This is a genomic window from Streptomyces sp. NPDC004629, from assembly GCF_042873595.1.
In the GTDB taxonomy this organism is placed as follows: domain Bacteria; phylum Actinomycetota; class Actinomycetes; order Streptomycetales; family Streptomycetaceae; genus Streptomyces.
On sequence record NZ_JBIALO010000050.1, the window covers coordinates 26213 to 38549 of the forward strand.

Here is a 12337-nt window from a genome sequence, read left to right on the forward strand (position 1 = left end):
GCGGTTGTCGCGGACACGACCATTCCGTCAGCCAGAACGAGAATTCACTTTCCGCATGGCGGAAACTGACGGAAGCCGGGGAGGTCCCCCGTGTACGTCCAGCAACTGGAGCCCGTCGCCGCATCGCTCACCCTGTCCGCCCTTGTCGCGGCCCTGCCGCTCCTCATCGTCCTGGTCCTGCTCGGCGGCGTCCGTATGAAGGCGCACCTGGCGGGCCTCATCGGCCTCCTGGCGGCCGTTCTCGTCGCCTGGCTCGCCTACCGCATGCCGCTGGAGCAGACGCTCTCCAGCGCCGTCCAAGGGGCCGCGTTCGGCCTCTTCCCGATCCTGTGGATCGTCGTCAACGCCCTGTGGGTCTACCGGATGACCGTCCGCACCCGGCACTTCGACATCCTGCGCCGCTCCTTCGGACGGCTCTCCGACGATCCGCGCATCCAGGCCCTGGTGGTCGCGTTCTGCTTCGGCGCCCTCCTGGAGGCCCTGGCCGGATTCGGCGCACCCGTCGCCATCTGCTCGGTGATGCTGGTCGCCCTCGGCTTCGACCCGGTGCGCGCCGCCGTGGTCTCCCTGGTCGCCAACACCGCGCCCGTCGCCTTCGGCGCCATGGGCACCCCGGTCGTGACGCTCGCCCAGGTCACCGGGCTGCCGCTGGACTCCGTCGCCTCCGTCGTCGGCCGGCAGACCCCGCTGCTCGCCCTGGTGGTGCCGCTCGTCCTGGTCGGACTCGTCGACGGACGGCGCGGTCTGCGCGAGACCTGGGTGCCCGCCCTGGGGTGCGGAGTCGCCTTCGCCGTCGCCCAGTTCGCCGCCGCCAACTACCTCTCCGCGCAACTCGCCGACATCGCCGCCTCCCTGGCCGGCGCCGGCGCCCTGGTCGCCGTACCCCACGCGCGCGTGCCCGCCACCGAGGCCGTACGCGCGTCCGTGCTGACCGGTGCCCGCAGCGACGACCTGGACGAGAGCGACCCACGCCCCGAGGTGCTGCGCGCCTACGCCCCCTACGCGTTCATCGTGGTGATCTTCTCCGTCGCCCAGATCCCGGCCGTCAAGGACCTGCTCGCCCGTGCGACGCAGACGTACGACTGGCCCCTCCTCGACGTCGCCGCCCCCGACGGCACCCCCGTCGGCGGGAACGTCTTCAGCTGGCCCGTCGTCTCCACGGGCGGCACGCTCGTACTGCTCGCCGGGGTGTGCACCGCCGCCGTACTCGGGGTGCACGCGCGCGTGGCGGTGCGCGAATGGGCCGCAACCGTACGCGAGTTGAGGTTCGCGATCCTCACCGTGACGTCCGTGCTGGCCCTCGCCTACGTCATGAACCTCTCCGGGCAGGCGGCGACGATCGGCCAGTTCGTGGCCGCGGCCGGCGCCGGACTCGCCTTCCTCTCGCCGGTCCTGGGCTGGTTCGGAGTGGCCGTCTCCGGATCGGACACCTCCGCCAACGCCCTCTTCGGCGCCCTCCAGGTGAGCGCCGCCCGTGAGTCCGGCCTGTCGCCCGAACTGCTCGCCGCCGCCAACAGCTCCGGCGGCGTCCTCGGCAAGATGATCTCACCGCAGAACCTCACCATCGCCTGCGCCGCCGTCGGCCTGGCCGGCCGCGAGGGCGACCTGCTGCGCCGGGTGCTGCCCTGGAGCGCCGGGCTGCTCCTGGTGATGTGCCTGATCGTCGTCGGCCAGAGCACACCGGTCCTGGACTGGATGCTGCCCTGACCTCGGCGGCACGCTCAAAGCGGCCACCCGGAGCCGGGCAGCGCGCCGCAGGTCCGGGCGGGTAGTTTGTGCTGACCCATAGGACTTCAGGAGGGTTGGCCGTGTCTGCTGATCTGTCGCAGATCGTAAAGGCGTACGACGTACGCGGAGTGGTACCGGACCAGTGGGACGAAACGCTGGCCGAACTCTTCGGGGCGGCGTTCGTCCAGGTGACCGGCGCCCAGGCGATCGTGACCGGCCACGACATGCGACCGTCGTCGCCCGCTCTGGCCCGCGCCTTCGCGCGGGGTGCGGTGGCCCGCGGCGTCGACGTCACCGAGATCGGTCTGTGCTCGACCGACCAGCTGTACTACGCCTCGGGCGCCCTCGGGCTCGCGGGCGCCATGTTCACGGCCTCGCACAACCCCGCGCAGTACAACGGCATCAAGATGTGCCGCGCGGGTGCCGCGCCGGTCGGCCAGGACACCGGCCTGGCCCAGATCCGCGAACTGGCGGAGGGCTGGCTGGAGTCGGGCGCCCCGCAGCCCGCCGCACGGCCGGGAACCATCACCGGACGCGACACGTTGAAGGACTACGCGGCGCACCTGCGCTCACTCGTCGACCTGACCTCCATCCGCCCCCTGAAGGTCGTGGTCGACGCGGGCAACGGCATGGGCGGGCACACGGTCCCCACGGTCTTCGCCGGCCTGCCCCTGACCCTGGTCCCGATGTACTTCGAGCTGGACGGCACCTTCCCGAACCACGAGGCGAACCCGCTCGACCCCGCCAACCTCGTGGACCTGCAGAAGCGGGTGCGCGAGGAGGGCGCCGACCTCGGCATCGCGTTCGACGGCGACGCCGACCGGTGCTTCGTCGTCGACGAGCACGGCGACCCCGTGTCGCCGTCGGCGATCACCGCCCTGGTGGCCGCCCGCGAACTCGCCCGCAACGGCGGGCAGGGCACGATCATCCACAACCTGATCACGTCCTGGTCGGTCCCCGAGGTCGTCAAGGAGCAGGGCGGCACCCCGCAGCGCACCCGGGTCGGCCACTCGTTCATCAAGGCCGAGATGGCGCGCACCGGCGCGATCTTCGGCGGCGAGCACTCCGCCCACTACTACTTCAAGGACTTCTGGAACGCCGACACGGGCATGCTCGCGGCCCTGCACGTCCTCGCGGCCCTCGGCGGACAGGACGGCCCGCTGTCCGCCCTCGTCGCCCAGTACGACCGCTATGCCGCCTCCGGCGAGATCAACTCCACGGTCGCGGACCAGAAGGCCCGCCTCGCCGCCATCCGCGCCGCCTACGCGACGCGCGAGGACGTCACCCTGGACGACCTCGACGGACTCACCGTGGCCGCCGCCGACTGGTGGTTCAACGTCCGCCCCTCCAACACGGAACCCCTGCTGCGGCTGAACGCGGAGGCCCGCGACGAGGCGACCATGGCCAAGGTGCGGGACGAGGCACTGGCCATCATCCGAGGCTGACACCGAACCCTGCGGCACCCGGGGCGGCCCGCACCTCCACGGCCGCCCCGCCCCGCATCTCGCCACCGCGCGGCCGGGCGCCCGGGCGCGGCCGGGCTCCCCTGTCGCCCGCTGCGCCGGGCCCAAGGGCAGCGCTCGCCCCGCCCCCGCGGGCCGCCCGCACGGCGGTACCCTGACCAGGCACATCAGTGCACGCCCGCATCCGCCCGAAGGGACACCCCATGCCGCTCGAAGCCGGCCTCCTGGAGATCCTCGCCTGCCCGGCCTGCCACGCTCCCCTCAAGGAGCAGGACACCGAGCTGATCTGCACCGGTCAGGACTGCGGCCTCGCGTACCCCGTCCGCGACGGCATCCCGGTCCTCCTCGTCGACGAGGCCCGCCGCCCCGCCTGACGACGAACCCCGCCCGGGACCGTCGGCCGGCCCGGGAGCACGGCCGCCCCAAGGCGCCCCACCGCACAGACGAGCCCGCACCCAGGACCCCGGCGCATCGGAGGCTGTCACCCCATGCTCGACGAATCGCTGCTCGACACCCCGGAGGGCCTCGCCGAGGCCGACCGCCGAGGTCTCCTGCGGGGCGCCGCGGAAGCCGGCGCCCGCGTGCGCACCGCCGCCCGTCAGGCCGTCGAGGCCGGCCTCGGCGACCTCAAGCCGGACGGCCGGCCCCGGTCGGTCCTGATCGCCGGCCCCGGTGCCGCCGCCACCCACGCCGCCGACCTCCTCGGCTCGCTCGCCGGCCCCGGCAGCCCCGTCATCCGGCTCGCGCCCTCCGGCGTCGCCCCCGCCGCCGGCGCCCTGCGCTGGGAACTGCCGGGCTGGGCCGGCTCCGTCGACCTGCTGCTGATCGCCACCCCGGACGGCACCGAACCCAGCCTCTCGCTCCTCGCCGACCAGGCCTACCGCCGCGGCTGCTCGGTCGTCGCCGTGGCCCCCGCCCGCACCCCGCTCGGCGAGGCGGTCACCGGCGCGCACGGCCTGTTCGTACCGATGGCGACGGCCCCCTACGACCAGGAGGAACCGCTCGCCGCGTCCTCCCCGGGCGTCCTGTGGGCGCTGCTCACCCCGCTGCTCGCCCTCCTCGACCGCATCGGCCTGGTCACCGCCCCGCCCGAGGCCCTGGAGAAGGCCGCCGACCGCCTCGACCACATCGCCGAGCGGTGCGGCCCGGCCATCGTGACGTACAGCAACCCGGCCAAAACGCTCGCCGCCGAACTCGCCGACGCGCTCCCGGTGATCTGGACGGAGGGCGCGGCGGCCGGTCCCGCGGGCCGGCGTTTCGCCGCCGCCCTCGCCGAACTGGCCGGCCGGCCCGCCCTGGTCGCCGAACTCCCCGAGGCGCTCGCCGCCCACAGCGCCCTGCTCGCAGGCCCGCTCGCCGCCAGCGCCGATCCGGACGACTTCTTCCGCGACCGGGTCGAGGAACCGGCCGCGCTGCACGCGCGCGTGGTGCTGCTCCGCGACCGCCCCATCGGCGGCCTCACCGCCGCCCCGGCCGCCCGTGACCTGGCCCTCAGCCACGACACCTCCGTCAGCGAACTGGAACCGGAACCCGGCGACGAACTGGAGACCCTTGCCGAGCTGATCGCCATGACGGATTTCGCCGCCGTTTACCTGGCGCTCGCTTCGGGCGCCTGATCTGGTAGCCGACGTCCGACCGACCGTACGCGGGGCGAACCCGAGACGTACACCGCGACACCACGCAGCAAACAACCGGCAGAGAGAACCCATGGACCGCCTCGACAACACCATCCGGCCCTACGCCTGGGGTTCGGCCACCGCCATCCCGAAGCTCCTCGGCGTCGAGCCGACCGGCGAACCGCAGGCGGAGATGTGGATGGGCGCCCACCCCGGCGCGCCCTCGCGCACCACGCGCGGCACGCTCGTCGACATCATCGACGCTGACCCGAAGCGGGAACTGGGACCGGAGGCGGTCGCCAAGTTCGGCCCGCACCTGCCGTTCCTGCTGAAGATCCTCGCGGCCGGCGCCCCGCTCTCCCTCCAGGTCCACCCCGACCTGGAACAGGCCCGGCAGGGCTACGCGGACGAAGAGCGGCGCGGCATCCCGGTGGACGCCCCGCACCGCAACTACCGCGACGCCAACCACAAGCCCGAACTGATCTGCGCGCTCACCGAGTTCGACGGCCTGTGCGGCTTCCGCGACCCGCTGCGCGCCGCCGACCTGCTCGACGCCCTCGGCGTCGACTCCCTCAAGCCGTACGTCGACCTGCTGCACGCCCGCCCCGAGGACGCGGCGCTGCGCGAGGTCCTCACCGCGATCCTCACCGCCGACCGCGACGAGATGGCCCACACCGTCGCCCAGGCCGCCACCGCCTGCGCCCGGCTCGGCGGCGACCACGCCCCCTACGCGGGCATCGCCCACCACTACCCGGGCGACCCCGGCGTCATCGCGGCCATGCTCCTCAACCACGTCCGCCTCCAGCCCGGCGAGGCCCTGTTCCTCGGCGCCGGCATTCCGCACGCCTATCTGAACGGACTCGGCGTCGAGATCATGGCCAACTCCGACAACGTGCTGCGCTGCGGCCTCACCCCCAAACACGTCGACGTCCCCGAGCTGCTGCGCATCGTCCGCTTCGAGCCTGGCGACCCGGGCGTGCTCCGCCCGGAGGCCTCCCCGGACGGCGAGGAGGTCTACGAGACGCCGATCGACGAGTTCCGGCTCTCCCGGTACGTCCTGCCGGCCGGCGGCACCAGTCACGACCTCACCCTGCCGACCCCGCAGATCCTGCTGTGCACGGCCGGCTCCGTACGGGCGGGCGAGCACGAGCTGACCCCCGGCCAGTCCGTGTTCGTACCGGCGGCCGAGAAGGCGGAGGCGTCCGGAACCGGCACCCTCTTCCGGGCCACCGTACGACTCTGACCAGACTTGTCCGACGATCCGACCGAGGTTGTGGACACCTGCCGCACCACCACCCGACCGGGCTGCAAGAATGGCTCACCGGCAAAGGGCGGGCAAAGACGACCGGCACCGGCCTGGACGGCGTAGACGTACGTAGGCGAAGGGACAACGCGGACACATGAGCGCGTCAGGCGGCACCAAGGCGATCGTGGCGGCACTCGGCGCCAACCTCGCGATCGCGGTATCGAAGTTCGTGGCGTTCGCGTTCAGCGGCTCGTCGTCGATGCTCGCCGAGGGCGTGCACTCCCTCGCCGACTCCGGCAACCAGTTCCTGCTCCTCCTCGGCGGCAAGAAGGCCCAGCGCGAGGCGACCCCGCAGCACCCCTTCGGCTACGGCCGCGAACGCTACATCTACGCCTTCCTCGTCTCGATCGTCCTCTTCTCGATCGGCGGCATGTTCGCCATCTACGAGGGCTACGAGAAGATCCGCCACCCGCATGAGCTGGAGCACTGGTACTGGCCGGTGGGCGTCCTCGTCTTCGCGATCATCGCCGAGGGCTTCTCCTTCCGCACGGCCATCAAGGAGTCCAACGAGCAGCGCGGCAAACTCTCCTGGTCGCAGTTCATCCGCCGGGCCAAGGCCCCCGAGCTGCCGGTGGTCCTCCTGGAGGACTTCGGCGCCCTGATCGGCCTCGTCCTCGCCCTCGGCGGCGTCGGTCTCGCCCTGATCACCGGCGACGGCATCTGGGACGCCATCGGCACGCTGTGCATCGGTGTCCTGCTCGTCCTCATCGCCCTCGTCCTCGCCGCCGAGACCAAGTCGCTGCTCCTCGGCGAGGCCGCCGGCGTCGAGGAGGTCAAGAAGATCGAGGCCGCGATCACCGACGGCGACACCGTCACCGGCGTCATCCACATGCGCACGCTCCACCTCGGCCCCGAGGAACTGCTGGTCGCCGCCAAGATCGCGGTCCAGCACGACGACACGGCCACCGAGGTCGCCGATGCCATCGACGCCGCCGAGGCCCGCATCCGCGCCGCCGTCCCGATCGCACGCGTCATCTACCTGGAACCGGACATCTACAGCGAGGCCGAGGCCACCCGCGGCCCCGACCCGGAAGCCGCCCCCGGCGGCCCCACCCCGCACGCGGCCGGGCACTGACCCCGCCCACGGGCCCCGGCCGCCCCTGGCACCCCGGGAACGGCCTGAAGTGTTCGCACACCGACTGGGGACGGCACGGTCCTCCGGTGTAGCTTGGGACGGAGCCAGACGTCGCTGCTGATGGCGGTCGGGCGGTCCCGGTGCGGGCCGACCGAGGGAGAGAGGGCCTCCGACGGACTGCGCTGCGCGTACGTGGGCCATGCCTGTGCCCTTTTTGGGCACCCCTGTGTCCGCCGCCGCGCAGACCAGCCGTACCCACCTCGCCCCAACCCCCGAGGAGCAGCTCGCAATGACGACTGTCGACAGCCGACAGGACTTCAAGGTCGCCGACCTCTCCCTGGCCGAGTTCGGCCGCAAGGAGATCACCCTCGCCGAGCACGAGATGCCGGGCCTCATGGCGATCCGCAAGGAGTACGCCGAGGCGCAGCCCCTCGCCGGCGCCCGCGTCACCGGCTCCCTGCACATGACCGTGCAGACCGCCGTTCTCATCGAGACCCTGGTCGCCCTCGGCGCCCGCGTCCGCTGGGCCTCCTGCAACATCTTCTCCACCCAGGACCACGCGGCCGCCGCCATCGCCGTCGGCCCGAACGGCACCCCCGACAACCCCCAGGGCATCCCGGTCTTCGCCTGGAAGGGCGAGACGCTTCAGGAGTACTGGTGGTGCACCGAGCAGGCGCTGACCTGGCCGGACAGCGCCACCGGCGGCCCCAACATGATCCTGGACGACGGCGGTGACGCCACCCTCCTCGTCCACAAGGGCGTCGAGTACGAGAAGGACGGCAAGGTCCCCGGCCTGGAGACCGCCGAGTCCGACGAACACCGCGTCATCCTCCAGCTGCTCCACCGCACCCTCGGCGAGAACCCCCAGAAGTGGACCCAGCTGGCCTCCGAGATCCGCGGCGTCACCGAGGAGACCACCACCGGCGTCCACCGCCTGTACGAGATGCAGCGCGACGGCGTCCTCCTCTTCCCGGCGATCAACGTCAACGACGCCGTCACCAAGTCGAAGTTCGACAACAAGTACGGCTGCCGCCACTCCCTGATCGACGGCATCAACCGCGCCACCGACGTCCTGATCGGCGGCAAGACCGCGGTCGTCTGCGGCTACGGCGACGTGGGCAAGGGCTGCGCGGAGTCCCTGCGCGGACAGGGCGCCCGCGTCATCGTCACCGAGATCGACCCGATCTGCGCGCTCCAGGCGGCGATGGACGGCTACCAGGTCACGACCCTCGACGAGGTCATCGACAAGGCCGACACCTTCATCACCACGACCGGCAACAAGGACATCATCATGGCCTCGGACATGGCCAAGATGAAGCACCAGGCGATCGTCGGCAACATCGGCCACTTCGACAACGAGATCGACATGGCCGGCCTCGCCAAGATCCCCGGCATCGTCAAGGACGAGGTCAAGCCCCAGGTGCACACCTGGACCTTCCCGGACGGCAAGAAGATCATCGTGCTGTCCGAGGGCCGCCTGCTGAACCTGGGCAACGCCACCGGCCACCCGTCGTTCGTGATGTCCAACTCCTTCGCGGACCAGACCCTGGCCCAGATCGAGCTGTTCACCAAGCCCGACGAGTACCCGACCGGCGTCTACACGCTGCCCAAGCACCTCGACGAGCGGGTCGCCCGCCTCCACCTGGACGCGCTCGGCGTGAAGCTGACCACGCTGCGCCCCGAGCAGGCCGCGTACATCGGCGTGAAGGTCGAGGGCCCGTACAAGTCGGACCACTACCGCTACTGAGCACCGCCCCCAGGCGAATCTCCGGGGAGTGTGCGTCCCGCCACGCACGCACACCTCCGGCGCCGGCCCCTCCGAGGCAGGCCCCCGCACCCCCGTGCCGGGGGCCTGCCCCTTTGGTCCGACCGGCCGTCACACCGGCCGGGACGGTCCGTCGAGCCGACCGGACCACCAGCCCGTCAAGCCCCAGGACCCCCATGCCCCGCGGCCGTTATTCGCTCCTCGATCCGCACGATCGCACCCCCTTCGCACAAGAACACTTCCAGTGCGCCCCCGGCCCGTCCGGCTGGCGCTACGTCTCCCGGCTGACCACCCCGTCGGGTGAACCCAGCGGCTCCGTCGACCTCGCCATCGACGACCTCGGCCGCCCCATCCGCCTCGAACTCCACGCGGCCGACTGGCAGGTGCGCGGCGCCGCCGTCGACGGCGTCACCTGGGTCCGCACCGACCCCACCGGCTCCCATGCCACCGAAGGCAATGTGCGCGCCCACGCCTTCACCGGCACCTCCCCCGCCTTCCTCATCGCCACAGCCCGGCTCCTGCGCCTCACCCCTTCCACCTCCGCGACCCGCCTACGCCTCGTGGCCTTCACGGACCCGGTCCTCGCCCCACGCACCGTGGACCAGTCCTGGGCCTTGGTGAACAGCGAAGCACACGCCACTGACAACGGCCCCCTGACCGTGGACGAATACCAGGTCACAGCCCTGGACACGGGCGAACGGCACACCGTTCACATCGCCGGCGACGTGGTGCTGGCCGCACCCGGCGTCGAACTGGAAGACCTCGACTCGCCCCCGTCGGCCTTCGGCTGACCCGAGTCACCCGCCTACGCAGGCGGCACGAACCCGGTGGCCGGACGGTCGCCCGTGCCGCCGGCAGCCGGCGGCACGGGCGGCGTGACGGGCGCCGGAGCCCGCGTACCGTCCTGGCCGGGGTACCCCACTGACGGCGAAGACGACGGCTGGGCATATGCACCCGGCGCGGGAGGCTGCGGCACCGGAGCGACATGGCCGCCCGGCGCCCCGCCCGCCGCAGGAAAACCGGACGGTGCCCCACCGGCAGCGGGCCCACCGCCGAAGGCCGCCCCACCGGCGGACGCCCCTGCGACGGCCGGTCCGCCGCCGAAAGCCTTCCGGGCCTCACGTGCCTGACGCTCCTGCACCACCGCCGCCAGATACGCGGCCGGCGGAACACCGTGTGGCGCCGGGGCTCCCGTGCGCGCAGCCAGGTCGGCCGCCAGCCGCTCCGCCATCGCCCAGGACACCTGAGGGTCGAGTTGCTGCATCCGCGTCAGGTACTGACGGACGGCGAGCCACAGGCCGTCCGGGACCGCAGACAGGTCGAGCGCCGAGAAACGCCCCGCCAGCCACGGCGGCGGAGGCGGCACGAAACGGGCCTGCCCGACCGGCACCCGCTCCCGCACGACCAGCGTGCCCGCGAAGACATCTCCGAGCCGCCGCCCCCGCGCCGACACCAGTGAGGCGATACACGCCACCACCCCGAACGTCAGCAGGATCTCCACGACACCGAGCGCCCCGCGCATCAGCGCATGCCGGAACCGGATCGGCCCGCCGTCGTCCCGCACCACCCGCAGCCCGCACGCCATCTTCCCCAGCGAGCGCCCATGGCTGAGCGTCTCCACCGCGATCGGCCCACCCACCAGTACCAGCAGGAACGACGCGATCGACAGCGCCACCTGCGCCGCGTCGTCCAGGGACGCCGTCGACGCCACCAGCACCGTGGCCACAGCGATGTAGACGAGCATGGCCACGGTCAGGTCGAGCAACACTGCCAGTGCCCTGCTCGGCAGCTTGGCGGGGCGTAGTTCGAGGGCCACCGCCTCACCTGTCACCAGCTCACTCACACCCGTCGTCCTTCCCCTGGTCTGCCCCGAGAACCGCAAGTCTGCCAAGCTGAAGGCGCACCGTGCGTCAGTAGGACAAGCTGACAGCAGCAATGAGCGGTCGACCACCAGCCGACGACCGGCCGAGGAGCAGGCACAACCGATGGACCTGGACGTCTTCGTCTCCGCCCACCGAGCCGAGTGGGACCGCCTCGACGCCCTGCTGCGACGGCGGCGCCGTCTCAACGGTGCCGAAGCGGACGAACTCGTCGCCCTGTACCAGCGCACCGCCACCCACCTCTCGCTGATCCAGTCCAGCGCCCCCGACCCCCAGCTGACCGGTCGGCTCAGCCAGCTGGTGGCACGCGCGCGTAGCGCCGTCGCAGGCACGCGCCGCGCCTCCTGGCGCGACGTGACCCGCTTCCTCGGCCAGGGCTTTCCGGCCGCGGTGTACCGGTCGCGCCGTTGGTGGGTACCGACCGCACTGCTGTCCACTGCGGTCGCGGTCCTCCTGGGCTGGTGGATCGGTACGCACCCGGAGGTGCAGTCGTCGATCGCCGCCCCCAACCAACTGCGTGAGCTGACCCGCCCGGGCGGCGAATACGAGACGTACTACTCCAGCCACCCCGCCACCTCGTTCGCGGCCCAGGTGTGGACGAACAACGCCCAGGCCGCCGCGCTCTGTCTGGTCCTGGGCGTCTTCCTGGGCCTTCCGGTCCTCTGGGTCCTCTTCCAGAACATGCTCAACCTGGGCGCCGGCTTCGGCCTGATGTCGTCGGCCGGCCGGCTCGACACCTTCCTCGGTCTGGTCCTCCCGCACGGCCTGCTGGAACTGACCGCCGTCTTCGTCGCCGCCGGAACGGGCCTGCGCCTCGGCTGGACCGTCATCGACCCAGGTCCCCGCACCCGCCGTACGGCCCTCGCGGAGGAGGGCCGGGCCGCGATCGGCATGGCGATCGGGCTGGCCCTCGTCCTCTTCGTCTCCGGCGCCGTCGAAGGCTTCATCACCCCGTCCGGCCTGCCCACCTGGGCCCGCATCGGCATCGGAATCGCCGCTGAGCTGGCCTTCCTCGCCTACGTCTTCGTACTGGGCGGCCGCGCGGCCAGGGCCGGTGACATGGGCGACCTGGAGACCTTTGAACGCAGCGCGACCGCTCCGATGGCCGCTTGATGTGCGGACACCGCCGGTGACCTGCTAGTCTCCTCTTCGCCCCCGGGGACCCGTTGACACGGGTCGAGTGGGGAGGTAGATTCAAACAGTTGCCCAGAGCTGGACATGCTCTGCGGCGTCCGTTAGATTCTATCCGCTTCTCGTGGAGTCACATTCCGAGAAGCCCCTCCCGATTAATCAGGAAATGAACGGCCGGTCTGACCGGTCAAGAACTTCTGATAAAGTCGGGTCCGCCGGAAAGGGAAACGCGAGAGCGGGAACCTGGAAAGCGCCGAGGAAATCGGGTCGAGAAAAGATCTGATAGAGTCGGAAACACCGAAGGGAAGCGCCCGGAGGAAAGCCCGAGAGGGTGAGTACGAAGGAAGCGTCCGTTCCTTGAGAACTCAACAGC

General features: G+C 71.7%; 10 protein-coding genes. 9 read left to right on the forward strand and 1 reads right to left on the reverse strand.

The genetic code is table 11. The annotated features are described in order from the left end of the window. Positions 1–90 precede the first annotated feature (90 nt). The 8 genes from ACFYTE_RS39985 (at position 91) to ACFYTE_RS40020 (ending at position 9744) form a co-directional block, all read left to right on the forward strand. Positions 91–1707 (forward strand): L-lactate permease, encoded by a 1617-nt coding sequence (locus tag ACFYTE_RS39985; RefSeq protein WP_388721802.1) that lies wholly within the window; start codon positions 91–93, stop codon positions 1705–1707. A 101-nt stretch (positions 1708–1808) separates the two neighbouring features. Then, positions 1809–3173: a phosphomannomutase/phosphoglucomutase gene (locus ACFYTE_RS39990; protein WP_388721804.1), complete on the forward strand. Its 1365-nt coding sequence runs from the start codon at positions 1809–1811 to the stop codon at positions 3171–3173. 221 nt (positions 3174–3394) lie between these two features. Next, entirely contained in the window at positions 3395–3565 is a 171-nt protein-coding gene (locus tag ACFYTE_RS39995; RefSeq protein WP_007382472.1) for a Trm112 family protein, read from the forward strand. A gap of 114 nt (positions 3566–3679) precedes the next feature. Then, positions 3680–4807 (forward strand): SIS domain-containing protein, encoded by a 1128-nt coding sequence (locus tag ACFYTE_RS40000; RefSeq protein ID WP_388721807.1) that lies wholly within the window; start codon positions 3680–3682, stop codon positions 4805–4807. A 91-nt stretch (positions 4808–4898) separates the two neighbouring features. Continuing rightward, a complete protein-coding gene (gene manA, locus ACFYTE_RS40005; RefSeq protein WP_388721809.1) occupies positions 4899–6050 on the forward strand; it encodes a mannose-6-phosphate isomerase, class I in 1152 nt (383 codons plus the stop codon). Positions 6051–6207: 157 nt separating this feature from the next. After that, positions 6208–7188: a cation diffusion facilitator family transporter gene (locus ACFYTE_RS40010; RefSeq protein WP_388721811.1), complete on the forward strand. Its 981-nt coding sequence runs from the start codon at positions 6208–6210 to the stop codon at positions 7186–7188. Positions 7189–7477: 289 nt separating this feature from the next. Beyond that, positions 7478–8935, forward strand: coding sequence for an adenosylhomocysteinase (gene ahcY, locus ACFYTE_RS40015; protein WP_388721813.1), 1458 nt, complete (start codon positions 7478–7480; stop codon positions 8933–8935). Positions 8936–9129: 194 nt separating this feature from the next. After that, complete coding sequence (locus tag ACFYTE_RS40020; RefSeq protein ID WP_388721815.1) at positions 9130–9744, forward strand: hypothetical protein; 615 nt, start codon at positions 9130–9132, stop codon at positions 9742–9744. A gap of 14 nt (positions 9745–9758) precedes the next feature. Here the strand turns inward: ACFYTE_RS40020 and ACFYTE_RS40025 are convergent, their stop codons facing one another. Beyond that, complete coding sequence (locus ACFYTE_RS40025) at positions 9759–10796, reverse strand: RDD family protein (RefSeq protein ID WP_388721817.1); 1038 nt, start codon at positions 10794–10796, stop codon at positions 9759–9761. 142 nt (positions 10797–10938) lie between these two features. Here ACFYTE_RS40025 and ACFYTE_RS40030 point away from each other — a divergent pair, with 142 nt between their 5' ends. After that, positions 10939–11946 carry a stage II sporulation protein M gene (locus ACFYTE_RS40030; RefSeq protein ID WP_388721819.1) on the forward strand — a complete coding sequence of 336 codons (1008 nt, stop codon included), beginning with the start codon at positions 10939–10941 and terminating at the stop codon, positions 11944–11946. Positions 11947–12337 lie beyond the last annotated feature (391 nt).

Excerpts from the sequence above, each read along its gene's own strand:
- ACFYTE_RS39995 (WP_007382472.1), top strand. The coding sequence starts at position 3,395 with ATGCCGCTCGAAGCCGGCCTCCTGGAGATCCTCGCCTGCCCGGCCTGC.
- ACFYTE_RS40000 (WP_388721807.1), top strand. The coding sequence starts at position 3,680 with ATGCTCGACGAATCGCTGCTCGACACCCCGGAGGGCCTCGCCGAGGCC.
- manA (WP_388721809.1), top strand. The coding sequence starts at position 4,899 with ATGGACCGCCTCGACAACACCATCCGGCCCTACGCCTGGGGTTCGGCC.
- ACFYTE_RS40010 (WP_388721811.1), top strand. The coding sequence starts at position 6,208 with ATGAGCGCGTCAGGCGGCACCAAGGCGATCGTGGCGGCACTCGGCGCC.
- ahcY (WP_388721813.1), top strand. The coding sequence starts at position 7,478 with ATGACGACTGTCGACAGCCGACAGGACTTCAAGGTCGCCGACCTCTCC.
- ACFYTE_RS40020 (WP_388721815.1), top strand. The coding sequence starts at position 9,130 with ATGCCCCGCGGCCGTTATTCGCTCCTCGATCCGCACGATCGCACCCCC.
- ACFYTE_RS40030 (WP_388721819.1), top strand. The coding sequence starts at position 10,939 with ATGGACCTGGACGTCTTCGTCTCCGCCCACCGAGCCGAGTGGGACCGC.